Source organism: Shewanella profunda, assembly GCF_023283765.1.
GTDB lineage: Bacteria > Pseudomonadota > Gammaproteobacteria > Enterobacterales > Shewanellaceae > Shewanella > Shewanella profunda.
This window is the reverse complement of the sequence record NZ_JAKILG010000004.1, coordinates 60,494-86,653: the sequence shown is the minus strand read 5'-3', so window position 1 is coordinate 86,653 and position 26,160 is coordinate 60,494. Positions and strand designations below refer to the sequence as shown.

Here is a 26,160-nt window from a genome sequence, read left to right as displayed (position 1 = left end):
ATGAATGATGAAGAACTCGAACTTGCCAGAGCCGAAGCCATGAAAGCCGATAGGTGCTTTTCAAAAGGACGGCTCAGGGACGAATTTCGGATGAAGCCTAAGCCAGGAGTAGAGCCAGTTTCGTTCTACAAAAACGGGTATGGCGGCCAATTTGGAGTGTACCGGATAGCAGATTGGCTAAATTTGCCCAACGCGCCGAAAATGTAAAGTTAGCTTTATAACTAAGCTCTTGAGCTAAATTAAGCCACTGTTTTTTTTGTTTTTAATGTGGAATTTATCTGGTTACGCTCATTAACACTGAATTTAAGTCGTTACAGCTTACCGGATCATAGTTAATCTGATTTTGGTCCTTTGACTTTCAACGACCTGAACGGTATCCTTACCTAACTCTATATTGTGTTTCTGTATATAGCCAAAAATCAAAATTTTACTCATTTTACCTGTTGTAAGGATAATTTCTGTAATGAGCTTTAAGCCGCATTAGTTTAACCCCCTTCATTTTGGATCGCTCAGATCCGTTCGTAGTATCTACCCTTCGGTAGCTTTTGTTGTACCTCCATAAATCTAATATTGATTCGTCACGTTGACGATAAAAGCTCTTGTCTTTGCACGTCTGTGTATATGGCTAGCGTTAGCTTTTGTTATTGATTTAATTTTAATCAGAGTGAGTAACATGATACAAACCATAAAAAAAGAGTGGTTCTCCAATATACGCGGAGATCTGTTAGCCGGTATTGTAGTAGCGCTGGCGTTAATCCCTGAGGCGATTGCTTTTTCTATTATTGCAGGTGTCGATCCTAAGGTCGGCCTGTATGCTTCATTCTGTATCGCAGTGGTCATCGCGTTTACCGGTGGCCGTCCTGGCATGATCTCTGCCGCAACGGGTGCTATGGCGCTGTTGATGGTGACCTTAGTGAAGGAACATGGCCTCGAGTATTTACTTGCGGCAACCCTCTTAACCGGTGTTCTGCAAATTGCTGCGGGTTACTTAAAACTCGGCAGCTTGATGCGGTTTGTGTCCCGCTCTGTGGTGACGGGCTTTGTGAATGCGCTAGCGATCCTTATCTTTATGGCTCAATTGCCTGAGCTTACCGATGTGACTTGGCATGTGTATGCGATGACGGCAGCTGGCCTTGGTATCATTTACTTGTTCCCACTCATTCCTGTGATTGGTAAATCTTTACCTTCACCGTTAGTCTGTATCATAGCGTTAACTGTGTTTGCGGTTTATATGGGTGTCGATATCCGTACGGTTGGCGATATGGGGCAACTACCTGATACTTTGCCTATTTTCCTCTGGCCTGAAGTGCCCTTGACCCTTGAAACCCTGATGATCATCTTCCCTTACTCGGCCGGCCTTGCCGTGGTGGGTTTGTTAGAATCCATGATGACCGCCACCATAGTTGATGATTTAACCGATACCCAAAGCGATAAGAACCGCGAGTGTAAGGGCCAAGGTATTGCTAATATTGGCGCGGGTTTAATGGGTGGTATGGCAGGTTGTGCCATGATTGGTCAGTCGATCATCAACATTAAATCTGGCGGTCGCGGACGTTTATCATCCTTCGCCGCAGGTGTTTATCTATTGGTGATGGTGGTGTTTTTAGGTGAATGGTTAAAACTTATTCCGATGGCGGCACTGGTTGCTGTGATGATCATGGTGGCTATCGGTACATTCTCTTGGGATTCCATTCGTAACCTTAAGCATCACCCTATGTCGACCAACTTTGTGATGGTGGCGACGGTTGTGGTGGTGGTCGCTACCCATAACCTAGCGATTGGGGTATTTGTAGGGGTATTACTCGCGTCTCTGTTTTTTGCTAATAAAGTGGGCCGTTTTATGGTGGTTAAGAGTGCAACGACTGCTGTCGACACGGGTCGCCATTATCAGGTTATTGGGCAAGTCTTTTTTGCCTCGGCAGATAAGTTCAGTAATTCATTCGATTTTAGGGAAGTGGTTGATAAAGTGACTATCGACTTATCTCAAGCGCATTTTTGGGATATTACGGCGGTATCGGCGCTGGACAAGGTAGTGATTAAATTCCGCCGTGAGGGGACTGAAGTAGAGTTGATTGGCCTAAATGAAGCCAGTGCCACCATAGTCGATAAATTTGGGGTGCATGATAAGCCAGAAGAAGTCGAAAAAATGATGTCTGGTCACTAAGCCATTAGCAACACAACAAAAAAGGAATAAAACGATGACAAATGTGATTGCCTGTATTGACGGTTCAAATGTGACACCTGCCGTATGTGATGCCAGTGGCTGGGCTGCAAATCAACTTGATGCGCCAGTGACGTTATTGCATGTATTAGACAAGTCTGCATATCCAACAGAGTCAAATCTGTCGGGAAATATCGGTCTCGGGACGCGGGAGCACTTACTCAGTGAAATGGTTGAGCTTGAAGAACGCCGTGGCAAACTGGCTCTTGAGCAGGGCAAATATATGTTGCAAGACGCGCGAACTCGCCTTGCAGAGAAAAAGCCTTCTGTCGTGGTTGAAACCTTGCAGCGCCATGGCGACTTGGTTGAAACCTTGTTAGAACAAGAATGCAAGGCCAGACTGGTAGTGATGGGACGTCAAGGTGAGCAACATCAAGATCAGTCTCAGTCCATTGGCAGCCACCTTGAAAGTGTGATCCGCACACTCAAACAACCTATTTTAGTGGTGATGGCAGAATTTCAAACGCCAAAGCGATTTATGATCGCCTATGATGGCAGCCTAACGGCGAAAAAAGCGCTTAATCGCGTTGCTAGTAGCCCGCTACTCATGGGGCTTGAGTGTCATTTGGTCATGGTGTCTGACAACAAATCACACGCTACGGCTGAATTAACCTTAGTCGCAGATGTTCTCCACGAAGCAAACTTCAACGTGGTCACAGCAGCCTGCCAAGGGGAGGTGCAAACCGCACTTTCAGCCTATCAAGCCGAGCATCAGATTGACCTTATGGTGATGGGAGCCTACGGCCATTCGCGGATAAGGGAGTTCTTTGTGGGGAGCAATACCACAAGGATGATCAGTAAAAGCCATATCCCATTATTATTATTGCGCTAACAGCTATTGATATTGCACTAATCAGTATCTAAGACGCTGATTAGTGCATAGTAATAGAGATAGGTTCTGATGCTTAAGTTTGGAGGTGAAATGAACGAGCAGCTAAAGCAACAACTGCATTTACAGTTACAGCAAATGCTGGAAAGTTTGTTAGCGCAGATTGCAGCACAAACGAGTGATGTGCAAGTTGTCGAACTTGATCAATCACGGCTCGGACGCCTTTCACGTATAGATGCATTGCAAGGACAGCAAATGGAATTAGAAACGGCGAGACGCAAGCAGCATCAGTTACAAGTTATTGAAGGTGCATTATTACGCATAAATAGCGATGAATATGGCAGCTGTTTTGTCTGTGGTGAAGATATCGATTTGAATCGGCTTATGTTTGATCCTACCGTGACTCGCTGCATTAACTGTTCATAGAAATATTAATGTTAGGCTAAGACACTTTAGTTCAGTGCAATGGAATTATGTGATGCGTTAATTGTTGTATTAATATATTCAGAGGCCTGCATTTTATTTACTAAAGATTTGGCATCATCCGTTATTCAGAAATATGTAAAATAGTGTTAATTCAAGAGGAGACTAAAAATATTGACGATTTTTTTATGTTTCAATAAAAACAGAACTTTTCATGATATTATTTTTTTTGTGTAAATTCAGCTGAGGCACTTTGATGCATAAGTCATGTTGTTTACATATTATCAAATGGTGATATAATTAATCATCATAAATCAACGTGAGTATATTTAAGCCAATGTAAACTACCGCCATATCAGCTCAGAACCTCTGAGTATTAACTTATTTCGATTATTAGTGAAATAAGTGATGCTGGTATGCGTGCACTTGAATTTTACCATTTCACTTATCTTCATTAGATATTTAATAGCTTTTATTTTATTAAAGGGTATCGATGAACGAACAGGATATAGAGCTTTACCACTATATGTTAAATATAGAGCTTAAGCGATTTCTTAATAAAATTACTTTCCCAAACAGAAGTAATAATAAATTCAGCGACTTTATAATTAAGGAATTCAAAAGGTTAAGGCGTGAAAGAAAAATATCTCTATCAGGGTTAAAGCATTTTTATAATGCATTTTCACCTGATAAAAATGGGTTTGAAGTCCGTTGGAATCAAAGGCTGAATCGTTATCGAGACATTTATCATCACAACTCAAAATTGCACGGTCAAACACCATTTGAGCGTTTGAATGGTTTTCTTTTAGACTTGGTACGTTACCAATTTGTAATTAAAACTGAGCATGAAGATGAGATTGAATTTAGTGCATCAGAATCTCCAAATGTTTTATCGTTAGGTTTTGTTGGCATTCATAAAGACCAAATGCACAATTTACTATTTAAAAGGAAAGAAATAATATTAACCTATTATATTGGTGACAGTGGTACAAAAGGTGAGTCTATATTGCTCTATCTTCTTCAGAACTATGGATTTAATATCGTTTTAGAACAACAACGGTCTCAAATAAGACTCGCACATGGTATATTTGCTTACGTATTCATTGAATCGTTTCATGAAAATCTCAGTTATTGTGTGGGAGGACATTGAAAATGGGAGATAAAATAAAAGCATTAGTTGTCGAAGGTGGAGCCATGCGTGGCATTTTTGCGGCAGGAGTACTTGATACTTTAATCGCTTACAATTACTACGATTTTGATTTCAGTGTTGGTGTTTCAGCAGGTTCAACGAATTTAGTGGGATATTTAAATAAGCGATTAGGTCGGAGTGAGAAAATAATTAAACATTATGCTACCAGCGATAACTTCATCAACTTAACGCGTTTTTTCAAAGGTGGACACTTATGTGATGTGGAATGGTTATGGCGTGAGTCTTATCATAGTGAACCGCTGAATAACCACCTTTTCATTCCTCTTTGGGTGGTCACAACGAGTGTAATATCAGGTAAAGCTCACTACTATAAGATGATTGACCAAAATCTCAACCATGCGGCTATTATTGCTTCTTGTGCCATTCCACTGGCCTATCGTGACTACCCTATTGTAGACAATATACCAATGACAGATGGTGGAATTGCTGATTCAATTCCGGTTGAATTTGCTTATAGGCAAGGAGCAAGAGACATAACAGTCGTGTTATCAAGGCCATATGGATATCGAAAAAAATCAGCACATACGTTACGCTGGCTAACATCTCTCGCTAAAAGATACCCTGCACTGTATCAAGCAATGCTTAATCGTCATATACATTATAATCGTACATTGGCTTTTATTGATTCTCCACCTATTGGCTGCAAAATTCGCGTAATATACCCACCTAAGTCTTTCCCTGTAGGTCGATTTACCCGATCACAAGAAAAACTTGACCTCGGATATCGGCAAGGTTTAAAAGCAGGAATGCGCTTTTTAGATAAGGGAAATTAATCATACTTTGATGTTGCGTTAATACAGTAAGGCTAATTTGAAACGTCAATACATATAATGTCAGTATCAATCACGTTTTGTCTTTCCATCACCTTGTAACGCTTCAACATCTATCGAGTAGGGGAAACAATTGATTGTTTAACTGAATTAATTGCCCGATAAATAGTAGCTTCTCCAAGGTGATACTCCTTTGCAAGCTGACCAATAGTGGCCCCCTCAGCTCTTTTATCATAAATCGCTTGTTTTAAGGTGTCTGTCAGTTTTACAGGTCTACCAAATTTAACGCCATTTTCATGTGCTTTTACAATACCTTCAGCTTGTCTCTCTGTCCGCAAGTCATTTTCAAACTCAGCAATAGCAGCCAACATATTGAACATGAGTCTCCCAGTCGAAGTGCTCGTATCAATATTCTGATCGATAACGAGCAAATCAATGCCTTCTCTTTGAAAACGCGAAGCAATCTGGGCTAAGTGGACGACTGAGCGAGCAAGACGATCGAGTCGGGTTACCACTAGGGTATCCCCTTCACGTAAATAACTCATGCAAGATTGAAATTCAGACCGTTCAGCCGTCCTCCCACTGCGTTTTTCTTGATATATCTTATTGCACTCAGCTCTATGTAATTTTCTGAGTTGCACTTCTAAGCTTTGACCCGTGGAACTCACTCGAGCATAACCAACTTTGGACATAAATTACCATATCTCTTTAAAGGTTTTGATAATGCACTTATGATAGTAGTTTTGATAGGTAATAACCAGAGCTATCAAATAGTATACTTTTTGATAAGGTGCATTTTTGACTTTTATCGCCCAACTGGTGTAAATTGAGCGAATCGAACGATTCGTTTAAAGGTGATAAATGAACACTCTTTCAGCCAATGAAGCAAAAATTCACTTTGGAGATTTGTTGCTCAAAGCTCAACAAGCTCCAATCCAAATTAATAAAAATGGCAAGCCTGTGGCCGTTGTTATTTCAGCTGATGCATACCAAAGTATCGAGACACTAAAATTACATTTGCTTCAATCCAAAGCGGTGAAAGCCATAACTGACATCAAAATGGGCAATTTGGTTGATGGTAATACCTTTTTTGATGAGCTGGCCGCAGGGCAGTATGACTAATGCCGGTAACTTATCATTTAACGCCCGATGCACAATCTGATCTGATAGGTATTCACCGCTTTACGTTAGCCCAATGGGGAACGACTCAGTCGAAGACCTATTTATCAGGACTTAGACAAACGATTCAACTGCTGGCTGAAACACCCACCCTTGGGAAAAATAGACCCGAGGTACGCATGAATGTGTTTAGCTTCCCTTATTCAAGTCATGTCATCTATTACATCCAACATGAGCATCAATTCGTTGTATTTGGGATCTTACATAAAAGTATGGTTCCACTTGCACATCTCGCGGAGCGGGAAATTATTTGATGTAGTGAAATAGGGAGGGCACCATGAAAAATGATGTTCGGCGGCTATCTATTTTGTCAACTGATGAAATAGATGAACTGTTTGGATTACCTCATTTCTCAGATGATGATCGTCGATTATATTTTGACTTAAGTGCTAAAGAGCGCGAGCTATTCGACAATACCCGAACGTTTTCTGTGGCAGCCCATTTAGTATTGCAACTGGGCTATTTCAAAGCCAAACGGCAGTTTTTCAGTTATGAACAAGAATCGTCAGTACTAAATGACTTGGATTACATTGCCGCGCTGTACTTTCCCACCAAAACGCTTTCAAGACTGAAAAGTCCCTCAAGACCGATTAGGGCTGAACAACAACGAGCAATTCTTGATTTATTCCAGTATAAACAATGTGATAATGAGGTAAAAGTTGATTTGGAAGATAAAGCACAGCGGGTTGCGATGTTATCGACACAACCTATCTTTATCTTTCGTGAATTAACCCAATACTTAGCATTACACCGTATTGTCATGCCCAGTTATCGGTATATGCAAGAGATGATTGGTAGAGTGGTGGCTTATGAACGCACCCGTATTGCTCGATTACTTAGCACTTGCATGACTTCACTTATCGATCAGCAATTAGCGGCTTTGCTTCGGGCTGAGTCAGGAGTATTTCGCGTCAGCGCATTAAAACATGAAGCTAAAGATTTCAGTTATAAAGAATTGCGACATGAAGTCGCACGGCGGCAGTTTTTCCAGCCTCTACATGAGTTTGCCAAGCAGTTCCTCATAACAGCGGGGATCTCCAATGAAAGCGGCAAGTATTATGCTTCTATGGTTAAGTTTTATACCACTTATAAACTTCAACGCATGAAAAAAGAGACTGCTCAGTTATATCTGCTGTTTTTTGCTTTTCATCGGTTTCAGCAAATTAATGACAACTTAATTGAAGCATTGCTCCATTGGGTCGATCAATACGAGAAACAGGCCAAGCGTGCCGCTGAAGAAGCAATGAATAATGCGGTTACCAATGCAGCGAAAAATTTACAGGCTGCGGGTCATGTATTGAGCCTGTTTACGGATGACACCATCACCGATGACACACCTTTTTCCATTATTAAAGAAAAAGCCTATGCATTGCTTGAACAAGAGAGATTCCCATTAGTTGCTGATTACTTACGCAATATTGCTTTCGACAAAACGGCATTTGAATGGTCACATTACACAAAATTATCCGCCACATTCAAACGTAACTTAAGGCAACTTTTTACTGATCTGGATTTTGCCGGACGTGTAGAAGACTCTCCTTTGCTTGAAGCTATCGCGTTTTTACAAAACTTATTGCGCACAGAAAAATCACCAAGGCAAACTGACCCTAATTCATTTCCGACTGAGATTATTCCTAAAGGTTTACGCCGATATTTGTTTAGTAAAGAGGGCAAAACATTTAAAACGCTTGATGTAGATCGCTATGAGTTTTTGGTCTATCGCCTACTACGCAACTCACTGGAAGCGGGTGATGTGTACGTTAAACATAGTAATGAATTTCGCCGCTTTGAAGATGACTTAATAAGCGATCTTAGATGGCAGGATAAAGAACGAGTATTGCAAGATATTGGTGCACCCATTTTATTGGCCCCTATCCAAGATACTCTGGCTGTATTTCATACTATGCTAGCAGCACGTTATAGTGCGATTAACCAACATATTTCTGATGGGGTCAACAAACATATTAAAGTAATTGGGGCTGCCGAAAAGCGTCGTTGGAAGCTGCTTTATCCGAGCAGTGATGAATCCGTTAATAGCGATTTTTACAGCCAGTTACCAGGAATTGGTATTGCGGATCTACTGTGGTTTGTTGCGGGTAATACTGGATTTTTAAATGCATTTACCCATGTATTAGATCGTTATGTAAAGCATGAAGCTGATCCCCGTGAAATTTTCGCCTGTATTGTTGCGATGGGAACAAACATGGGGTTAGCAAAAATGGCTGAGGTTTCAGGCCTTAGCTCAGCATCAATGGCGGGGACATCAAGAAATTATCTACGCTTGGAGACATTACGAGCGGCTAATGATGCGATTAGTAATGCGACCAGCCAGCTACCCGCATTTCATCTCTATGATATTCAGGACACACTTCATTCAAGTAGCGATGGTCAGCGGATAGAAACGCAAATTAACACCCTTAACGCTCGATATTCTCCCAAGTATTTTGGTTTACAGAAAGGTGTCAGCGCCTACACGTTGGTTGCAAATCATGTTCCTATAAATGCAAAGATTATTGGGACTCACGAACATGAAAGCCATTACGTTTTCGATTTATTGCATAACAATACCTCTGATATAAAGCCAGAACGGCATTCCACTGACACCCATGGCACCAATCAGGTTAATTTTTGGATTTTGCATGCATTTGGATATCATTTTGCACCTCGTTATCGTGATTTGCATAAGAAAATGGATACGTTAGTCGGCTCACAACATCCCAATGAGTGTGGTGACTGGCTAATAAAGCCTGCCCGAAAAACCAACGATGAATTGATTGAACGTGAATGGCCCAATATTCAACGGATCATGGCATCGCTAGCTCAAAAAGATGTTACTCAAGCCACGATTGTTCGCAAACTCTCGAGCTATTCGCGTCAGAATCAGACCAAGAAAGCATTATGGGAGTTGGAAAACATATGCCGAACGCTATACATTCTCGACTTTGTCGACGATGTTGGCTTACGTCAATGTGTACAAAAAGCATTAAATCGTGGCGAAGCCTATCATCGTCTTAGACGAGCAGTTGCATTTGTTAACGGTGGAAAATTCAGAGTAAAAACAGAAGAGGAGCAGCAAATATGGAATGAATGCTCTCGGCTCATCACCAACGCGGTCATTTACTACAACACAGCGCTGCTATCTCGTGTCTATGAACAGAAGCAAACAGTAGGAGATCAAAATGCACTGGCTCAGCTTCACAGTATTTCGCCCGTTGCATGGCAGCACATCAATATGTATGGCAATTTTGAGTTTAGTCCATCAACCTCAAAAATAGATATCGATGCATTGGTTGCTCGATATGCTGAACCAGAATATTGGAAGCAAGCGCTGATTGAGAACGAGAATTCAAGTGAGTGATTTTAGAATTTAAAGCTAACTTTACATTTTTGGCGCGTTGGGCAAATTTAGCCAGATTGCCAACCAATGCGGAGAAGGGGCTGTTCACCGGCATCACAAAAGCAAATACGGGCGCAATCCATCCTTTCGGTCAAGGCAAGAATGCGTAGCAATCTAGCAAAGGCCTCTGTCTTGGCACAAAGGTGGGTCGCTCTGGAACCTCTGGTACTCGATACCGAGACGACCGGACTTGGTGAAAGAGACCAGGTGATCGAGCTGGCTGTTACAGACATCAGAGGCGCTGTTCTCCTCTGCACCAGATTGCGGCCAACCGTGGAAATTGACCCTCAGGCAATGGGTGTTCATGGTATCAACGAGGCAGAGCTGTCGAATGAGCCTACGTGGAATCAAGTTGCGCCAGCTCTCGCCCGGCTTTTGTCGGGCCGTCATCTGGTGATATTTAACTCCAGTTTCGACAGCAGGATGTTGAGGCAAACAGCCAGTGCATTTGGAGACCAACTCTCTTGGTGGCAAGAGCAGAACTGTCTATGCGCGATGAAGCTGGCGGCTGATGCCTTTGGCTCAACCAACCGGCACGGCACAATCTCACTTGCTGATGCCACCTGCGAGGCTGGTGTGAGCTGGAAAGGTCGAGCCCATTCAGCAGCGACCGACGCTATTGCCACCGCCGACCTGGTGACAGAGATAGCCAAAGTCCAACGTGACCTCGTGGTCCAGCTCCAGGAGCTTCAAAGCAAAGGTAATTTGGAATGACAGAACAATCCTACGGCGATAGCATCAAATTTTTCTCAGACTGGCAGAAGGACCCCGCGAAACGCACCGGCCTGAATGTGCAACACACGCTAACCAGAGGTGAGTATCCTACGGTCAGCATCGAGATTGCGCCGATCAGGGCTTCGGGGTCCAGCCCAGACTGGAAAAGCAAGATCACGGTGCAGCTCACTCGTGGCGAACTGACGGCGTTTTGCAGCGTTCTCTTTGGCTTGCGTAGCAAGGCTGAGGGTTCCTATCACGGGGACTCGAAGAATAAGAGCTTTGCGGTTTACAACAACGGCAAGGCCGGTGTTGCGATCATCCTGAGCGAGCGAGGAAACCAGCTCCAGAATTTCATCAATGATGACGACCGTATGGAGCTCGCAGTCTTCGCAGTTCGCCAGCTCTCCAACGCATGGAAAGTTACCCCTTCTGATGCCATCGCGCTGCTGCGTCAATCAGCGTGGATGGACCGCAATCTGTCCTAATCGCACATACCAAGGCACCCTAGAAATAGTCCCAACACCACAAACTTAGACCATCATGCAAAGTGGGGTATAGAGGGTGCCAGCCCCACCCCCGCAGTCCCCCTCGGCCACATTTCTGGCTTGCCCCGCGCTTTTCTTCTTTCTCTCTTTTTCTCTCTCTTTCTCAATCTAATCTCACACACGAAGGTCAAACAGGACACCCGCCGACGCGAAGCGGAGGCGTATTCTTGCCCTCCCCCTCGTTGCATGATGGTCTAAAGCTGTCTACTATGTAACCAATGATCTGTTAGAACAAACCCACACATAGGCGGCAACATGGCTAAAAACTTCATATCAGAACAATTCTCGGCCATGTGCCGCGACTTAACGAACCTGTCCTCCCTTATCAAACGACTACCGCCACGGTACGCAAAAGTTGCGGCCATCCCTCCTACCAGAAAAGGAATGGAGAACGAGCCCGTCAACAAGATTGTCGTAACTGAACAAACTGGCCGTGAAGCTCTTGAACTGGCAGCGCACAGCTACAGAGATCTTCACATCAACCCAGACTATTCGCAGAAGTCTGCCAGGCGCACCGTGGGGGTACTCTGGTTCTCCCCTTCCAGGATTGGTGTAGCTGACGAAATTGCGGCGACGGTTGAACGCATCAACGCGGCCAAAGCTGGTATCGAGGAGTTCATTATCTCGACGTACCCCACCAGGCAAGAAAGGTTTGAAGCACTTCGAGCGGACTGCCCTGGCGTCATGACTCTCCACCTTTACAGACAAATTCGGTGCTATACCAATGGCGACATCGACTCTATCCGCTTCACCTGGCAACGGAAGGACTCCTTGAAGAAGCCCGTAAAAGAGGAGCTTTTGCAACGCATCAGAGAGGAGCTGGAGCGATCTGGGCCAGACTATCAACTTCCCCTGGAGCAGCTTATCCAGAAGATCGCCAGCACCCCGGAGCCTTATCTCCGGGAACGAAGGGAAGTAAAGGTTCAGCCGGTGGCAAACGTCATGGCCGCAGGGGTACTCAAAACCGTTACCGCGCCAATGCCTCTGATCGTGCTCCAGGACAAGGAGGTTCAGCTCAAATTGCTTCGTAGCTTTGACGCCTCAGAACAACGCAAAACCCGATCTGATAAAGCGGCATCGGAAATCCTTGGCACCTTCGGTGGAGTCACCATCGAATCCTTCCCTGGATGAACCAGCGTGACCACGTAACAAGGCTCTTCCGCAGGCGGAAGGGCTTTGTACCACCCAAACAATTCCAATCGACAGCAGCATGATATATAATTATGATAATTACCGTATTACCGTATTACCGTAATTATCATAAACATTACAAATTAAAAGGAACGTTCTCATGGCAAGAAAATTGGTTGAGTTTGACGATGTAGCGGCTGCGGCCCAGAAGCTCAAGGACGCCGGTAAACGCCCAACGGTCATCGCTATCAGAGACATCATTGGCAAGGGGAGCTTTACCACCATTTCAACGTATCTCAAACAGTGGTCAGAGGAACACTCCCTCGATGAGGAGCCGGTAGAGGTAGTCCTTCCAGAATCGGTTATGAGTGATGCTGAGCTCTTCCTACAGAAGATCTATACGGTAGCCAAAGCAAGCGCCGATGAGCAGCTTGAGCGCGAGCGTGAACTGCTACGACAGAAAGAGCTTGAGTACCAGGAAGATATGCAGCAAGCCGTGGACATGGCAAATGATGCCACCGAACGGGCTGAACTACTGGAAGAACAACTTGAAGCTCTCACCAACAAAAAAACAGAGCTCGATGCGGCCCTTGGTAAGGCAGAAAACTCGCTATCCCTCAAGTCTGCGGAGCTAGAACGCTCACTGGCTGACATTGATAAGTTGGAAAAGCGGATCGTTGAGTTGGAAGGCAAGCTGGAGGCGAAAGCCGCAGATCTGACCCGAGCACAGGATCACCTGGAGCAAGCTGAAAGCGAAAATCGCTCTTTGAGCCAAAAATTGGCAACTACAGAGGGTGAGTTGGAAGTGCAAAAAGGCAAGAGTATAGAGCAGACAGAAAAGCTCCGAGCCGCTCAGGAACAAAATACATCGTTGAAAGAGCAGCTCGAAAATGTACAGGCCAAACTGGCCCAATCACAGGACTCCCTTGCCACAGCCAAAGCTCATGGCGAATCCGCTGAACGAGAGTGCCAGCGCCTATCTGGAGAGGTAGAAAAGCTGGACGCCAAATTATCCAGCGCCGAAGCAGAAGCTCGCGCTCTTGTTCAAGACAAAGGCATGATGGCTGGTCAGTTGCAGGAAAAAGACCAGCAGGCCAAGAGCCTCGAACAAAGACTCAATGATGCACTGACCAAAATTTCTGGGTTGGAGCAAGAGCTCGTTAAAGCTGGTAAGGGAGGGAAAAAGAAAGAGGAAAACTGATGGCGCGAAAGGCTAAATATTCAGAAGAGTGGCGACACAGAGCTGCGGCTCTTCAAACCAAGATTGAGGAGGCTATGACACTAGCCGCCTCATCTATTGGCGACTATCGCTGGTTACACCGTCTCCATAGTTGGGTTACGGAGGTGGCTCAAGGTAAAGCCCCAGACTGGTGGACAGATCTGGATTGTGAAGTATCCCTCCCCCGAGAAGAAAAGCGGATCAGCACGTTCCTCTCGACACAAAAGAAGCGCATCACTCTCCAGATGTGTTTGTCGTAGGGGGCATCATGAAACAACTTCCTCCTGACACACCAGAACAATCACTGATCACTCAGTACAAAGGGCCTCGCCTTGTCGTTAAGGCCTACGCTGGAACGGGTAAAACCACGACACTGGTGAAGTACGCCCACAACAACCTCGATTCACGTATCCTCTACTTGGCATACAACCGGGCTATCCGCGATGAGGCAAGAGAAAAGTTTCCTGCAAACGTAGACTGCAAAACGTCCCACCAGCTTGCCTACGCAACTATAGGACGGGGCTACCAGCACAAACTCTCCGGCAACCTAAGGCTCACCGATATTGCCCAAGCGGTGAATACGGGGTTTGAGGGCCAATGATGTAAAAAACCACGCTAAGGAGGTAATTCATTGTTTAAATTGAGATTTAACGGCCTCAATTCCCCCTTCATAATATCCTCCGGTAGTGTGAACGTATAATGTCCCAGCATGTTGATATGACCATGCATCAGAGGCGAAAGCCGCGCGATATGTTCATCTTCTGGCCCTTCCCCAGTGCTACGCAGGTGCGACAAGGCTTCCTGCATATAAAGCGTATTCCACAGCACCACTGCGTTTGTCACCAGACCCAGCGCACCCAACTGATCTTCCTGCCCCTCGCGGTAACGTTTTCTGATCTCACCACGCTGACCGTAGCAAATGGCTCTTGCCACGGCATGGCGACCTTCGCCCCGGTTAAGCTGTGTTAGGATCCTGCGGCGATAGTCCTCATCATCAATATAGTTGAGAAGATACAGTGTCTTGTTAACTCTTCCGACCTCCATTATTGCCTGAGCAAGCCCTGACGGTCGGGTACTTCTCAATAGCGATCGAATGAGTTCTGACGCATGAATTGTGCCCAGCTTCAGCGAACCTGCAACCCGCATCATCTCATCCCAGTGGCTTTCGATTTTAGAAAGGTCAACACAACCCCGAGCCAGTTCGTCCAACGCCCCGTAATTCGCTGCTTTGTCAGCCCGCCAGAACACCGCCTCACCAGCATCCGCCAGACGAGGTGAAAATTGGTATCCCAGTAGCCAGAACAAGCCAAAGATAATGTCACTGGTACCTGCTGTGTCCGTCATGATTTCAACCGGGTTTAGTCCCGTTTGTTGCTCAAGTAGTCCCTCCAGCACAAAAATGGAATCCCGCAGCGTTCCAGGGATCACTATGCCATGAAAACCCGAATATTGGTCAGAGACAAAGTTGTACCAGGTAATGCCACGCCCTGAACCAAAGTATTTTCTGTTGGGGCCAGAATTCACCGTTTTCACTGGTGTGACAAAACGCATACCATCAGCGGAGGCCACCTCACCGCCACCCCAGTATCCTGCCAACGCTAACGAGGACTGAAAATCAACCAGCCGCGCATTGGCGCTGACCAGCGTTTCTGCTCGGATGTAGTTCTGTTTCACCCAGCTCAGGCGATGGCGGGTCAGTGCAGGGATATTGTGCTTGATCAGCGGCTCATGTCCGATATTGCAGGCCTCAGCCAGCATCACCGCACACAGGCTTATATCCGACATTCCGCACCTGATTTAGGAATAAATTTGCCGATAGCGCTCACCCAATACCTCCAAAATGATCTGCTGGTCTCCTGTTAGCTCCGTTACTTGTGGCGGAGCTTCTCCCAGTCGATATTCATGGATGCCACCAAAGCGCAAAAAGATCCAACGGGCCGTCGGCTGCTGGGTCGGTTTCTTTTTCATATCCGCCACACTGCGATTCTGCTCCACTAATCCCTGCCGGATCCGGTGCTCCAACGCTGCGTAAATCATCAGGCTACAGGTCATCACCATGAGCAACGCTTCAATCCGCTCCGGCTTTTTCAGGTACAGTGAGGAGGTTAAAAACTCCGGGCTCTTGAGAAAACGAAAGCCCCGTTCGACATTCTGCTGCGCTTTATAGGTGGCCAAAAGTTCGGCCATGGTCAGCGTATCGCTGTGGTCATTGGTCGCCAGGATGAACACCCCGGTCTGGTTGCGGGCCTCTTCAACGCAAGCCAGGCTAGTTGCCGCCAACCCAGTGATTTGAAACTGATGGCCAATTGGCTCTTCGCCACGCTTGGGTCTGCCACGTCCTGTATAAACGGGTTCACCTACCACTTCGGCATCCAGTTGCAGCAGCATCAAGCTGGCGGTAAAACAGCTCAACTCAGCTTGGGCATCCGCCTCACAAGCAAAGCGTCGGGCACACAATTTGGCGAAGGCTTTGAGCTCGCGGGTACTGTCTTTGAGCAGGTTTTTGGCCAATGTCTGCTGCTCGCGGTGGCTGGCTTGTTCGCTGCGCACCAGCAACCAACGTTGCGCGACCCCGGCATAATTCGCGTGTTGCCAACGGCCATGATAGCCATTGCCCAGAGCGGTCAGCGGTTGTGCACCTATGGTTGCCACGGCCTGCTTTGCCTCATTGAGAGTGACGGGCACCCGGGTCACAAATAGTTGCTGCTGTTGCGCCAGTAATTGCAAGGTATCGGCGCAGTACAGTGCGGCATCGCCGACCAGATAACGGCACTCCTGCGCGGCCTTGAGACTGCTCAAATGGCGACGAACGGTCTGGGCAAAGGCTTTGGTGTCATTACTATTGCCGCTCAGGGCCTGCATATAGACAGGTAGGCCGGCCTGATTTTCACAGATGAGCTCAAGGATCACTTGATTCAGCTCTGGCCGGTGATCACGACTATAACCACGCACCAGTTGCAGCTTACCGACCAGATCCCCATCGGCACAGTCATAGGCGCCATCGACGTGGAAGCTGGTAATATCGAGGTGCACTGCGGTGCTTTTGAGCCCCAGCCGCTCGACAACTTGCGCCGCCATCACCTGATACAAGGCGCTGACATCGGCCTCAAAGAGGGCATCGAGACAGCGACCGAGCACATCATCATTGAGGTCATCAGCACAGATCCCGGGGCCAATCAGGCGCTCAACCGGCTTGTTAGCGAAGAATTGCGGGAACATGTGCAGGGTGCTGCTGTGAAAGCCGAGGCCGTTCACTATCATGGCGACCAAGGCTTCACCATGTGAGACCTTGAAAGGCGGGGTTTTGGGGAGCAAGGCATCGATCATGCGGGCAATGCCCAGTTCCTGGCAGAGTGCGGCGACCAAACCAAGGTGATCGAGGTTACGGATCGAGATAGCGGGTGCGGCCATGATGATCTACCTGCAAAAGAGAGTAATAGATCAGAACGGCCGATCGCCGTCAAGCACTGAAAATAGCAAAATCAGGTGCGGAATGACGGTTATATGCAGATCCTGCGCGCGGGCACCTGACTCGCTGACATGGCTGAATTCACGGGTGAAACCCGTTCTGGCGTCAATCTCAAGCAACAGTTCTGTCAGGTCAACGGGTGGGAGCAATTGTCTGACTCGGCTGCTCAGTCGTATCAGCGCCGGTGGCTCATCCAATTTATCCAGGCTGCTGATGGTCAGCGAAGGATGTTTACCTTCATTGCAGATGTCTACGGCGGTATTGCGGTCAAAACGTGATGCCACCGTTTTCCAGGTTTCATCCAACCGTGCTGCCAATTGCACCGATGCTTTACTGCCATTGGTGGGGTGACCCAATGCCCGGCACACTGGAACCCGCTGCGCCTGCCATTCCTCCCCCTGAAGAAGTTTTTGGCGCGGATCACCCCAACGATCGCTGTTTTCCAACCAGATGTCACGACGGCGTAGCGCATCCTGAAGTCGCTCCAGCAGACACAACGAGTAACCCGCTCGCTGTATCCGACCTTCAGCATCGTACACCAGGCGTTTCCAAGGGCCTGAAATGATATGCTCAGGTGCATCGTCCAGGATCCGTTTTTTCGAGCCGTTTAGCTCTGCCAGGTAATGGATGGCCGCGAGGGTATGTTCACCGTCTGGGGCCGCCCGGAAGTGCAGATCGCGCAGTAGTGCGGGCAAAAAACGCCTTACCCGTCCGTACTGCTCCACCATTTCATCCTGAAAGTTTGTATCCTGGGGGCGGGCCAGTTCATTCACTTTTTCCACTGACTCTGCCAGTCTGGCGACAGGTACACTGCTGAATATGGTCTTTCGCAGCAAATCATCACCAGTATCTTCATCAAGTAAAAGTGCACATGCCCGCGCCAGCAACAACGCCGCACGGTCAAGATCCTTGAGCGTCCTAAGTCGCTTTTTCTGCCCGGTTTTCTTCGCCTCCCTGGTAATATTGAGGATCAGCATATCCAGCACGTCAACGGCCTCGTCCAGCGCCGAGATTTCTTGCGCTTTCACGAACGCGGTAAGGATAGCCAGCCGCCGTTCTTCTGGCATTCTGCTGATATATTTCACCGATGCCATTCCGGCATAGCGTGCCAGGTTGCGGAGCTGTATGGCAGGCAGCCCAGTGAAATTCAGGCAGGAAAATTCCAGGCTGCGCAGGCGAGTGTAACGTTCAAGTGCTTCAGTGAATGCGGGGCCGCTGATAGTGACAGGGCCTCTTTTTAGGTGCTCCATCACTGAGAGTCGCTGTCCTTCGGGGATTTCAAGTAACCCAGCCAGTTGTGCGGCCTGCCAACGGTTTGGCAGCGCGGCCAATTTTCGCCATAAGCGGCGGGTCGCACGCTCACGGATTTCACCAATGACCCTCGTAAGGGTGGATGCGGCTGGCAACAACACTTTATTTTGAAGCAACCACGCGGTGGCAAAATCGAACATCAGTCCGGGGCGTTCATTACTGAGCCATGCACGAGTATACAGCAATCGCTTCAGTCTGAACGACCACGGGAAATCACCGAAATCATGATAGCTGTAGTGCTGCCTGATAAGCCCGTGGTGCTCCCAACGTGTATTTTCCCTTTGAGCATAGCGGGAGATGATCTCTGGATAGCGGATGTTAAGTTGCCTTGCGACATAAAACTGGACACCGGGCGGTATTTGCATGAGATCGGGCAAGAAGGTTCCCAGAAAGCGGGCGGTTGTGAGTTGAAGGGCAATCCCCAACCGGTTATGCCTGCCCCTACGTAGGTTGATGAAAGTAAGGTCTCGCTCATCAAGATGAAAATACCGTGCCAGTTGGATCTCGTTTGGCTCTGCGGCATAACGCCCGTAGTTCTGTGTCTGTTTGTCGGTCAGAAAATCAGCAGCCATCACGCATCCTTTCATTATTTATTGATCCGTATTATTTTGGCGGTATCAGATATTATAAATTTTGAGACCAATGAAAACTGCCCTAAACATGAGTATCAAAAATCGTGATTTATGCCTTATGATACTACGCAGTATCAATATCGATTTATGAGACCAAAATGGCATTATTAGGGTATGCAAGAGTATCAACCAGCCATCAGAAACTGACGAGCCAGGTTACTGAGCTCAACACAGCGGGAGTGAGGGATGATCGAGTGTTTACTGACATGATGTCGGGAGCAACTGATGAGCGCGAAGGGCTACAGCGACTCCTTGCCAGAGCGGAGAAAGATGACATTATTCTCTGTACAAAAATGGATCGTCTTGGACGTAATACCGCAGATATGATTCGCATCGTGGATACTTGCTATAAAAAAGGCATCGCTATTCGCTTTCTTGAGAACGGCCTTAGTACTGAAGGCACTATGGGAAAAATGGTCATCCAGATACTAGCTGCTGTTGCCGAAGCGGAACGTGAAAGGATCTTGGAACGAACTAACGATGGACGGCAGGCAGCTATGATTAAGGGCGTCAAATTCGGAAGAAAACCTCATAGAAAGGCTGAATTAGCTAATGAATTGATCAATAAGGACGTACAAGTAAAAGAGGTAATGGAAAAAACGGGTATATCACGGGCGACGTATTTTAGGCTGAAAAGAAAAACGGTTACTAACAATATTAATCTTTCCAATAATAAATAAGAAAGATGAGCATTCTTAAAAACCTGAACGGCTTCTATTTAGCAATATTTAAACTCGAAAAAAGGATGTATTCAAATTGAGTCAATATTTAAAGCTTGGCGATGACCAGTCTCCGGTTCAGTTGGACCCACACAGCGAAGTTGGTGCATTTAAAGTCGTTGGACACTGCGCATGGGCAAAACCAGAAGATAAAATCACTCCTGACTTTTTGCGTTCAAGAGTAGAACCTTGGTTAACTGCACTTTTTCAGTCTGAACACTTAAATATACTTATTGGCGCCGGCCTTAGTTCGGCTATCCAAGAGTCAGCGACCGGCACCAAACCTCAAGGTATGGGATGGATTAAAGGAGCCTCTGAATAACTCCCCACTTTTTGCGATATTAGCCGCATCGACCATTTTTTAGCCCAGCGAGCCGAATCATGAGCCAGTTGACTTTTGCCGAAGCAGAATACCAGAACAAAAAGCGTAAGACGCGTCGTGAGATTTTCTTGGAAAAAATGGATGCCATTATTCCTTGGAAGCGCTTGGAGAATCGCGCCGCTAAGCATTACCCAAAAGGTGAAATGGGGCGTCCCCCTTATCCGCTCAGTGTGATGCTGCGAGTGCACTGTTTGCAGTTGTTCTACAACCTTAGCGATCCGGCTCTGGAAGATTCGCTGTATGAAATTGAATCAATGCGCCGCTTTGCAGGATTGCGTTTATCAGACAATATTCCTGATGAAACAACAATTTTAAACTTCCGTCACTTCCTTGAAAAGCACGGGCTGGGCAAGCTATTTCTGAAGGAAATTAACAAGCACTTGCAGCATCAAGGCTTGCTGTTTCGCGAAGGCACCATTGTGGATGCCAGCATTATTTCCGCACCGAGCTCAACGAAAAATCAAAGCCGCAAGCGCGACCCAGAAATGCATTCCAGCAAGAAAGGCAACCAATGGCACTTTGGCATGAAGATGCATATCGGCGTGGATGATGTCACAGGTATGATTCATAGCGTGGAAAGTACGGCTGCCAATGTGCACGACGTAACCATGACTGCAAGCCTTCTACATGGCGAAGAAAAGCGTGTATTTGGTGATGCTGGATACCTAGGTGTTGAAAAACGCAGGGAAAACAAAGAGCGCAAAAATCTTGCCTGGCTGATCAGTGCTCGAATCAGTAAGCGTAAAACCATGACCGAAAATGAGCAGGAAATTGAAAAAATGAAAGCCAAGCTACGCGCTAAAGTTGAGCATCCGTTTCGCTACATCAAGTGCGTATTTGGCTATAACAAAGTTCGTTACAAAGGGCTTGATAAAAACCATAACCGTTTGTGCCTGCTGGCGGGGCTAACGAACCTCATGATCGGTAGGAAATACTTGCTGGCTTAGGGTTAGTGCGCCCTTAATCCGCCAAAACGGCGAATTAAGGGCTAAAAGAGGTGGTTTTACCTCGAAAACGGCCAAGATAGTTGACGCCGAACAAGTTTTCGAGTGATTTTCTGAAAAGCTCAATAATAAGCTGAGATTTTCAGAGGTTCCTTGAGCCGCATCAACACGCCTAGCATAAGTATGGGCTATAGTAATAATTCAATACCCAGACCGTAGCGGTTAACTCAAGGCTACGGCACATCAGGAAGGAGTTAAATATGAGCCAGAGTGCAAGTTTTTTCATGCCGAGCGTGTCGTTATTTGGTGCTAATGTGCTAACTGAGTTGGCCGCGCGCGTAGTGTCATTGGGCGGTACAAAGCCATTGATCGTGACAGATAAAGGTATGACTCAGTTGGGCTACACCAAACAAGTGACTGATTTGCTTGATCAAGCAGATATTGCTTATGTTGTGTTTGACGAAACCATCCCTAACCCGACTGACAAAAACGTTGAAGAAGGCGTTGATGCATACAAAAAAGGTCAGTGCGATATGCTGATCTCCTTAGGTGGTGGTAGTGCACATGACTGCTGTAAAGGCGTGGGTCTAGTGGTTTCCAATGGTGGTGTGATTGCCGATTATGAAGGTGTTGATCAGTCAAAATGCAGCCTGCCACCCTATATTGCGATCAATACCACTGCGGGTACAGCCAGTGAAATCACACGCTTTACGATTATTACCAATACCTCGAACCACGTAAAAATGGCGATCGTTGATTGGCGTGTAACACCTGATTTAGCCATTAATGATCCACTGTTGATGATTAAAATGCCGCCTTCGTTAACCGCTGCGACAGGTATGGATGCACTCACTCATGCGGTAGAAGCCTATGTTTCGACTGCTGCTAATCCAATTACCGATGCGGTGGCTTTACAGGCGATTCGTTTAATTTCTCGATATCTGCGCGTGGCAGTAGCACGGGCTGATGATTTAGAAGCACGTGATCGTATGGCTTATGCACAATACTTAGCCGGTATGGCGTTTAATAACGCAAGCTTGGGGCATGTGCATGCCATGTCGCATCAGCTAGGTGGTATGTATGACTTGCCGCACGGTGTGTGTAACGCCTTGCTACTGCCGCATGTGTGTGAAGCTAACTTGATGGCAGCGCAAGAGCGTTACGCTGATATTGCTGAGGCTTTAGGTGAAAATATTGATGGTTTGGCTGTGCGTGAAGCAGCAAAAATGGCAATTGTCGCCATTCGTTGCTTGTCCGCTGATGTTGGTATTCCGAGCAATCTGACTGAGTTGGGTGTAAAGGACGAAGATATCGAGACTATGGTTAAGCATGCGCAGCAAGACGTTTGTGCGGCAACCAATCCACGTCGTTTGAATGATAAAGAAGTGGCTGCGATTTTCCGTGCTGCAATGTAAGTGTTATCAGCTGTAAAGGTAGACCACAACGACGCCTCGCCTTAAACAGCGGGGCGTTTTGTGTTTGGGGTGTGATCTTTTTTTGTTGGCGATAATGCTATTGAGTTTAGGGAGCCTCTGAATAACGTTGCCGAGGGCGCTAACACAAGGCAAAAACGCACGAAAAAGCGCAGTTTACACATAGTAAATGAGCATTTTGAGTACGTTTTTAACGCGGTGGTAGCTACGCAGGTAGTTATTCAGAGGCTTCTAAAGATCTCAAAGTTTGTAAGGCTGAAATAGACAGTTATGTAGCTAAAACAGCAGACGCCTCAGGAAGGGGAAAGGGTAATATTGAAGATCAGATTCGTTCAATTAATGAGTTGATTAAAGGACTAGAGATTTTAACGGTACAAAACCTACCGGTTCCACCATCTCCACCAGGTGCTCCCTCATATCGAAATTTAAAAAGTGAGTTAGTAGAGTTAAATAATGAGCTAACAAGGTGTCTGAAATTATTTTCAGACTCAGTTAGTTATGGTGAAAAATTAATTCGTGATGCAAACAACGATTTAAAAACAGAAACATTTAATTATTTAGTAAGTTTTTTGATGAGTTTTTCAAGTCGAACAGCAACTAGGGATCGATTACATATTTTTACGACAAATTACGACAGGATAATTGAAACGGGCGCTGAAATAGCAGGTCTTCGTTTAATTGACAGATTTGTCGGTACTATAGCACCAATTTTTAGGGAAGCTGCGATTAAGTGGTCCGCAGCTCCCGATATGACGCCCCAAACCGTCCTTTATCGACGTCCTGTGGCTCAATTTTCCAATTTTCAGCCCAAAATCGTCTCTTCGTGGCTGATTTTGGCCCTGTTTCAGGCCAATTTCCTCATTTCAGGTAGATCTCGCCTGTGCCCGTATCAATTGGTCAACTCGAACCAGGTTCGCCAGGGTGAATAACATCGCCAGTTGACTGTCATTTTTAGCCAGCCCCTTGTACCTGGCTTTGACGAAACCAAACTGACATTTTACTATCCGAAATGGATGCTCAACCTTCGCTCGGATACTCGCTTTCAGGTATTCGTAACGGATGGCCAGCTTGTTCTTGCGCGGGTGTTGCTTCAATGCATTCACTTTGCCGGGACGCTTGGCGATAAGCCAGTCTGCGCTGACATCGCTGAGCTCATCGCGCTTTTCGGCCCCCTGATAACCAGCATCGGCTGAGATAAATCCGACATTCCGCAGCTAATTTAGGAATAAACTACCTCATAGAGTCTACCGAGTAATTTGAGTAGTTGTGTTTGGTGCTCTTGAAGTCCAGTGATGAACCGATGGCCGTTAATCTCTAACGTATCAATGCCTTCGAACTGCAAGAAGACCCAACGTGCCGTCGGTTTTGCTGTCGTCTTGTTCTTTACCATACTTGGGAAGAACGCTTCGGTTTGTGCGAGTTGCTCTCTGATTTTGTGTTCTAAACTGGCGTAAACAAGCAAGCTCAACGTCATTATCATTAGCAACGCTTCAATGCGCTCAGGCTTTTTCAAAAAGATGGAAGAGGTTAAAAACTCAGGGCTTTTTAGAAAGCGGAAGCCACGCTCGACTTTTTGTTGCGATTTGTAATGAGCTAGCAGAGCTGCCATGGTGAGTGCTTCATTGTCGGTGTCATTCGTCGCGAGGATAAACATGCCTACTTTGAGCCTAGCCAGTTTTACTTTTTCTAGGTCGGTGAAGGGAGCGGCCTCGATAAAGTATTGGTATCCTGTCGGTGCTTCATCTGTCTTTGGGCGCCCCGAATGAGAGTAAGTCGGCAGTTTGATGAGAGTGCCTTGTTCAAACCCTAGTAAGTCACATTGTTTCTTGAAATCGTTAAACGCGAGTTCTGCGTCAACTTCACAAGCGAATGGTTTTTTACTTAGCTTTCTCAACGCTTTGATTTCTTTTGCTATATTTGCCTCTAAGTTCTTGAAGAAAGTGATTTCTTCCCGCTTGGTGGCTTGTTCACTGTGAACGAGCAACCAACGTTGATTGACCTTTCCGTAATCCGAGTTTATCCAACACCCTGAGTAGCCATGATCGATAGCGCTCAATTGCTCTGGCTCTAGCGCAAGCAGTGCTTGTTTTGCGAGCTTGATGGTCATCGGTACACGGGTAATGAACTTTTGATTTTGCTCATCTAGCGAGGAGATGCTTTCTTCGGTGTACAAGGCAGCATCAGCGATAAAATAACGACTATTTTGCGCGGCTTTTAGGCAATGTATGTGTCTTTTAGTGACTTCAGCGAATGCCTTGGCATCATTGGTGTTGCCACTCAGTGCTTGCATGTAAACAGGAATACCTGCTTGGTTTTCACAGATGAGTTCAAGCACCACTTGGTTAAGCTCTGGCCTATGATCCCGACTGTAGCCTCGTACAAGCTTGATCACGTTGGTGTTTTCATCTTGTGCATACTCACCATCAACGTGAAAGCTGGTGATATCAAGATGAACTGAATCCGTCGTCAAGCCCAGTTTATCAACAACACGCTCAGCAATAACCTGATAGAGCGCAGAGACATCGGCTTCGTATAGAGCATCTAAGGTGCGCCCTAGTACATCATCAGTAAGATGGTGTGCTTCAATCTCCTTGGCGAGTAGCTTAGACACAGGCTTGGTCTTAAAAAAGTCCGAGAACATGTGCAGTGTTCTGCTATGAAAGCCAAGTCCATTTAGGAGCATGGCCAATACCGCGTCACCATGAGAAACATTGTGGTCAGAATATTTTGGGATAACGGCATCTATCATCCGTGGCAGGCCAATTTCGTGACAAAAGGCGGCAATGAGACCAAGGTGATCTAAGCGTTTAATAACAGGATGGGTAGACATATTTTGAGACCGTCAAATAGCAGCAATAGATCAAAACTGTCGATCGCGGTCAAGATGGTGCCGTGGTTTTTATGAAAAACTGATCGCCAGATCACGCTATTTAAATTCTGGAATTAGCTGCGGAATGACGGATAAATTCTTCATCGCCATGCAGTAACTTGCCAACCTGATTGAGGTCGTGCTCGTTAGCCGCCGTGGTCACCAGACTGTGGGTCAGGCCACTTTTGGCGTCCACGCCAATGTGCGCTTTCATGCCGAAGTACCACTGGTTACCTTTCTTGGTCTGGTGCATGTCTTCATCACGGCTGTTGTGTTTGTTTTTGGTAGAGCTGGGGGCTTGAATGATGGTGGCATCCACCAAGGTGCCCTGGGTCATTAGAACGCCACACTCTGCTAGCCAGTGATTAACGGTACTGAAGATTTTGCGGGCCAGTTCATGCTGCTCCAGCAAATGCCGGAAATTCATGATGGTAGTGCGGTCTGGAATGGCTTTATCCAGTGACAGGCGAGCAAATTGGCGCATGGAGGCGATTTCATAGAGGGCATCTTCCATGGCCTCATCGCTCAGGTTGTACCATTGCTGCATGCAGTGAATACGCAGCATGGTTTCCAGCGGATAGGGCCTGCGACCATTACCGGCCTTGGGATACACAGGCTCGATAACGCCAAGTAATTTGTCCCAGGGAAGCAAGTCATCCATTCTGCCAAGGAAAACTTCTTTGCGGGTCTGGCGGCGTTTACTGGAAAACTCACTGTCGGCAAAAGTCAGTTGCTGGCTCATCCGGTTACTCATTCTGGG

At 46.5% G+C, this 26,160-nt stretch carries 23 protein-coding genes and 4 pseudogenes; 20 read left to right on the top strand and 7 right to left on the bottom strand.

Annotated elements, in window-relative coordinates:
- The 6 genes from L2744_RS03460 (at position 1) to L2744_RS03435 (ending at position 5,456) form a co-directional block, all read left to right on the top strand.
- The gene (locus L2744_RS03460) at positions 1 to 207 is read left to right on the top strand and encodes a hypothetical protein (RefSeq protein WP_376711929.1); all 207 of its coding nucleotides are present in this window, start codon (positions 1 to 3) and stop codon (positions 205 to 207) included.
- A 466-nt stretch (positions 208 to 673) separates the two neighbouring features.
- A complete protein-coding gene (locus L2744_RS03455) occupies positions 674 to 2,164 on the top strand; it encodes a SulP family inorganic anion transporter (protein WP_248990681.1) in 1,491 nt (496 codons plus the stop codon).
- Between the two features lie 34 nt (positions 2,165 to 2,198).
- Positions 2,199 to 3,053, top strand: a complete 855-nt coding sequence (locus L2744_RS03450; protein WP_248990680.1) for a universal stress protein — start codon at positions 2,199 to 2,201, stop codon at positions 3,051 to 3,053.
- A gap of 90 nt (positions 3,054 to 3,143) precedes the next feature.
- The gene (locus tag L2744_RS03445) at positions 3,144 to 3,476 is read left to right on the top strand and encodes a TraR/DksA family transcriptional regulator (RefSeq protein WP_011787803.1); all 333 of its coding nucleotides are present in this window, start codon (positions 3,144 to 3,146) and stop codon (positions 3,474 to 3,476) included.
- Between the two features lie 490 nt (positions 3,477 to 3,966).
- Positions 3,967 to 4,623, top strand: coding sequence for a hypothetical protein (locus L2744_RS03440; protein WP_248990679.1), 657 nt, complete (start codon positions 3,967 to 3,969; stop codon positions 4,621 to 4,623).
- A gap of 2 nt (positions 4,624 to 4,625) precedes the next feature.
- Positions 4,626 to 5,456, top strand: coding sequence for a patatin-like phospholipase family protein (locus L2744_RS03435; protein ID WP_248990678.1), 831 nt, complete (start codon positions 4,626 to 4,628; stop codon positions 5,454 to 5,456).
- Between the two features lie 110 nt (positions 5,457 to 5,566).
- Here L2744_RS03435 and L2744_RS03430 read toward each other — a convergent pair whose 3' ends face one another.
- Positions 5,567 to 6,145, bottom strand: a complete 579-nt coding sequence (locus L2744_RS03430) for a recombinase family protein (protein WP_248990677.1) — start codon at positions 6,143 to 6,145, stop codon at positions 5,567 to 5,569.
- Between the two features lie 169 nt (positions 6,146 to 6,314).
- Here L2744_RS03430 and L2744_RS03425 point away from each other — a divergent pair, with 169 nt between their 5' ends.
- From L2744_RS03425 to L2744_RS03390, 9 genes are all read left to right on the top strand, one after another.
- Positions 6,315 to 6,575 (top strand): type II toxin-antitoxin system Phd/YefM family antitoxin, encoded by a 261-nt coding sequence (locus L2744_RS03425; RefSeq protein ID WP_011787805.1) that lies wholly within the window; start codon positions 6,315 to 6,317, stop codon positions 6,573 to 6,575.
- Positions 6,575 to 6,886 carry a type II toxin-antitoxin system RelE/ParE family toxin gene (locus L2744_RS03420; RefSeq protein ID WP_011918375.1) on the top strand — a complete coding sequence of 104 codons (312 nt, stop codon included), beginning with the start codon at positions 6,575 to 6,577 and terminating at the stop codon, positions 6,884 to 6,886. The genes L2744_RS03425 and L2744_RS03420 overlap by 1 nt, the downstream gene beginning before the upstream one ends.
- A gap of 23 nt (positions 6,887 to 6,909) precedes the next feature.
- On the top strand, positions 6,910 to 9,990 hold the full coding sequence (locus L2744_RS03415; protein ID WP_172690068.1) for a Tn3 family transposase: 3,081 nt from the start codon (positions 6,910 to 6,912) through the stop codon (positions 9,988 to 9,990).
- Positions 9,987 to 10,139, top strand: a complete 153-nt coding sequence (locus tag L2744_RS21690) for a hypothetical protein (protein WP_376711928.1) — start codon at positions 9,987 to 9,989, stop codon at positions 10,137 to 10,139. The genes L2744_RS03415 and L2744_RS21690 overlap by 4 nt, the downstream gene beginning before the upstream one ends.
- Positions 10,132 to 10,743 (top strand): 3'-5' exonuclease, encoded by a 612-nt coding sequence (locus L2744_RS03410; protein ID WP_376711927.1) that lies wholly within the window; start codon positions 10,132 to 10,134, stop codon positions 10,741 to 10,743. Before L2744_RS21690 ends, L2744_RS03410 begins: the two co-directional genes overlap by 8 nt.
- Entirely contained in the window at positions 10,740 to 11,231 is a 492-nt protein-coding gene (locus L2744_RS03405) for a hypothetical protein (RefSeq protein WP_011872894.1), read from the top strand. Before L2744_RS03410 ends, L2744_RS03405 begins: the two co-directional genes overlap by 4 nt.
- 315 nt (positions 11,232 to 11,546) lie before the next feature.
- Entirely contained in the window at positions 11,547 to 12,422 is an 876-nt protein-coding gene (locus tag L2744_RS03400; RefSeq protein ID WP_011872889.1) for a DNA replication terminus site-binding protein, read from the top strand.
- 160 nt (positions 12,423 to 12,582) lie between these two features.
- Complete coding sequence (locus L2744_RS03395) at positions 12,583 to 13,623, top strand: DNA-binding protein (protein WP_011872842.1); 1,041 nt, start codon at positions 12,583 to 12,585, stop codon at positions 13,621 to 13,623.
- 286 nt (positions 13,624 to 13,909) lie between these two features.
- Positions 13,910 to 14,242, top strand: a complete 333-nt coding sequence (locus tag L2744_RS03390; protein WP_376711926.1) for a DEAD/DEAH box helicase family protein — start codon at positions 13,910 to 13,912, stop codon at positions 14,240 to 14,242.
- 14 nt (positions 14,243 to 14,256) lie between these two features.
- On the opposite strand, the pseudogene L2744_RS03385 reads toward L2744_RS03390, so the two are convergent.
- The 3 genes and pseudogenes from L2744_RS03385 to L2744_RS03375 all read right to left on the bottom strand — a co-directional run.
- Positions 14,257 to 15,417: pseudogene (locus L2744_RS03385) on the bottom strand (Tn3 family transposase); the annotation flags it as partial.
- Between the two features lie 21 nt (positions 15,418 to 15,438).
- Positions 15,439 to 17,052 carry an IS1634-like element ISAs25 family transposase gene (locus L2744_RS03380; RefSeq protein WP_010674210.1) on the bottom strand — a complete coding sequence of 538 codons (1,614 nt, stop codon included), beginning with the start codon at positions 17,050 to 17,052 and terminating at the stop codon, positions 15,439 to 15,441.
- 84 nt (positions 17,053 to 17,136) lie between these two features.
- Positions 17,137 to 18,993: pseudogene (locus tag L2744_RS03375) on the bottom strand (Tn3 family transposase); the annotation flags it as partial.
- A 158-nt stretch (positions 18,994 to 19,151) separates the two neighbouring features.
- Between L2744_RS03375 and L2744_RS03370 the strand changes: the two are divergent.
- The 5 genes from L2744_RS03370 (at position 19,152) to L2744_RS03350 (ending at position 23,460) form a co-directional block, all read left to right on the top strand.
- The gene (locus L2744_RS03370; RefSeq protein WP_039187469.1) at positions 19,152 to 19,733 is read left to right on the top strand and encodes a recombinase family protein; all 582 of its coding nucleotides are present in this window, start codon (positions 19,152 to 19,154) and stop codon (positions 19,731 to 19,733) included.
- 76 nt (positions 19,734 to 19,809) lie between these two features.
- Positions 19,810 to 20,094: a hypothetical protein gene (locus L2744_RS03365; RefSeq protein ID WP_248990676.1), complete on the top strand. Its 285-nt coding sequence runs from the start codon at positions 19,810 to 19,812 to the stop codon at positions 20,092 to 20,094.
- A 59-nt stretch (positions 20,095 to 20,153) separates the two neighbouring features.
- Positions 20,154 to 21,101 carry an IS5 family transposase gene (locus L2744_RS03360; RefSeq protein WP_248990675.1) on the top strand — a complete coding sequence of 316 codons (948 nt, stop codon included), beginning with the start codon at positions 20,154 to 20,156 and terminating at the stop codon, positions 21,099 to 21,101.
- Between the two features lie 257 nt (positions 21,102 to 21,358).
- A complete protein-coding gene (locus tag L2744_RS03355; protein WP_199524590.1) occupies positions 21,359 to 22,513 on the top strand; it encodes an iron-containing alcohol dehydrogenase in 1,155 nt (384 codons plus the stop codon).
- A 362-nt stretch (positions 22,514 to 22,875) separates the two neighbouring features.
- Complete coding sequence (locus tag L2744_RS03350; protein WP_248990674.1) at positions 22,876 to 23,460, top strand: hypothetical protein; 585 nt, start codon at positions 22,876 to 22,878, stop codon at positions 23,458 to 23,460.
- On the opposite strand, the pseudogene L2744_RS03345 reads toward L2744_RS03350, so the two are convergent.
- The 3 genes and pseudogenes from L2744_RS03345 to L2744_RS03335 all read right to left on the bottom strand — a co-directional run.
- Positions 23,395 to 23,730: pseudogene (locus L2744_RS03345) on the bottom strand (transposase); the annotation flags it as partial. The gene L2744_RS03350 and the pseudogene L2744_RS03345 sit on opposite strands and share 66 nt — an antisense overlap.
- Before the next feature lie 20 nt (positions 23,731 to 23,750).
- The gene (locus L2744_RS03340; protein ID WP_041154801.1) at positions 23,751 to 25,361 is read right to left on the bottom strand and encodes an IS1634 family transposase; all 1,611 of its coding nucleotides are present in this window, start codon (positions 25,359 to 25,361) and stop codon (positions 23,751 to 23,753) included.
- A gap of 118 nt (positions 25,362 to 25,479) precedes the next feature.
- Positions 25,480 to 26,142: pseudogene (locus L2744_RS03335) on the bottom strand (IS5-like element ISEc68 family transposase); the annotation flags it as partial.
- Between the last annotated feature and the right edge of the window lie 18 nt (positions 26,143 to 26,160).

Coding starts and splice junctions, on each gene's coding strand:
- L2744_RS03380 (WP_010674210.1), bottom strand. CDS start 17,052: ATGGCCGCACCCGCTATCTCGATCCGTAACCTCGATCACCTTGGTTTG.
- L2744_RS03435 (WP_248990678.1), top strand. CDS start 4,626: ATGGGAGATAAAATAAAAGCATTAGTTGTCGAAGGTGGAGCCATGCGT.
- L2744_RS03460 (WP_376711929.1), top strand. CDS start 1: ATGAATGATGAAGAACTCGAACTTGCCAGAGCCGAAGCCATGAAAGCC.
- L2744_RS03455 (WP_248990681.1), top strand. CDS start 674: ATGATACAAACCATAAAAAAAGAGTGGTTCTCCAATATACGCGGAGAT.
- L2744_RS03395 (WP_011872842.1), top strand. CDS start 12,583: ATGGCAAGAAAATTGGTTGAGTTTGACGATGTAGCGGCTGCGGCCCAG.
- L2744_RS03390 (WP_376711926.1), top strand. CDS start 13,910: ATGAAACAACTTCCTCCTGACACACCAGAACAATCACTGATCACTCAG.
- L2744_RS03450 (WP_248990680.1), top strand. CDS start 2,199: ATGACAAATGTGATTGCCTGTATTGACGGTTCAAATGTGACACCTGCC.
- L2744_RS03405 (WP_011872894.1), top strand. CDS start 10,740: ATGACAGAACAATCCTACGGCGATAGCATCAAATTTTTCTCAGACTGG.
- L2744_RS03340 (WP_041154801.1), bottom strand. CDS start 25,361: ATGTCTACCCATCCTGTTATTAAACGCTTAGATCACCTTGGTCTCATT.
- L2744_RS03445 (WP_011787803.1), top strand. CDS start 3,144: ATGAACGAGCAGCTAAAGCAACAACTGCATTTACAGTTACAGCAAATG.
- L2744_RS03430 (WP_248990677.1), bottom strand. CDS start 6,145: ATGTCCAAAGTTGGTTATGCTCGAGTGAGTTCCACGGGTCAAAGCTTA.
- L2744_RS03360 (WP_248990675.1), top strand. CDS start 20,154: ATGAGCCAGTTGACTTTTGCCGAAGCAGAATACCAGAACAAAAAGCGT.
- L2744_RS03410 (WP_376711927.1), top strand. CDS start 10,132: ATGCGTAGCAATCTAGCAAAGGCCTCTGTCTTGGCACAAAGGTGGGTC.
- L2744_RS03420 (WP_011918375.1), top strand. CDS start 6,575: ATGCCGGTAACTTATCATTTAACGCCCGATGCACAATCTGATCTGATA.
- L2744_RS03415 (WP_172690068.1), top strand. CDS start 6,910: ATGAAAAATGATGTTCGGCGGCTATCTATTTTGTCAACTGATGAAATA.
- L2744_RS03425 (WP_011787805.1), top strand. CDS start 6,315: ATGAACACTCTTTCAGCCAATGAAGCAAAAATTCACTTTGGAGATTTG.
- L2744_RS03370 (WP_039187469.1), top strand. CDS start 19,152: ATGGCATTATTAGGGTATGCAAGAGTATCAACCAGCCATCAGAAACTG.
- L2744_RS03440 (WP_248990679.1), top strand. CDS start 3,967: ATGAACGAACAGGATATAGAGCTTTACCACTATATGTTAAATATAGAG.
- L2744_RS03400 (WP_011872889.1), top strand. CDS start 11,547: ATGGCTAAAAACTTCATATCAGAACAATTCTCGGCCATGTGCCGCGAC.
- L2744_RS03355 (WP_199524590.1), top strand. CDS start 21,359: ATGAGCCAGAGTGCAAGTTTTTTCATGCCGAGCGTGTCGTTATTTGGT.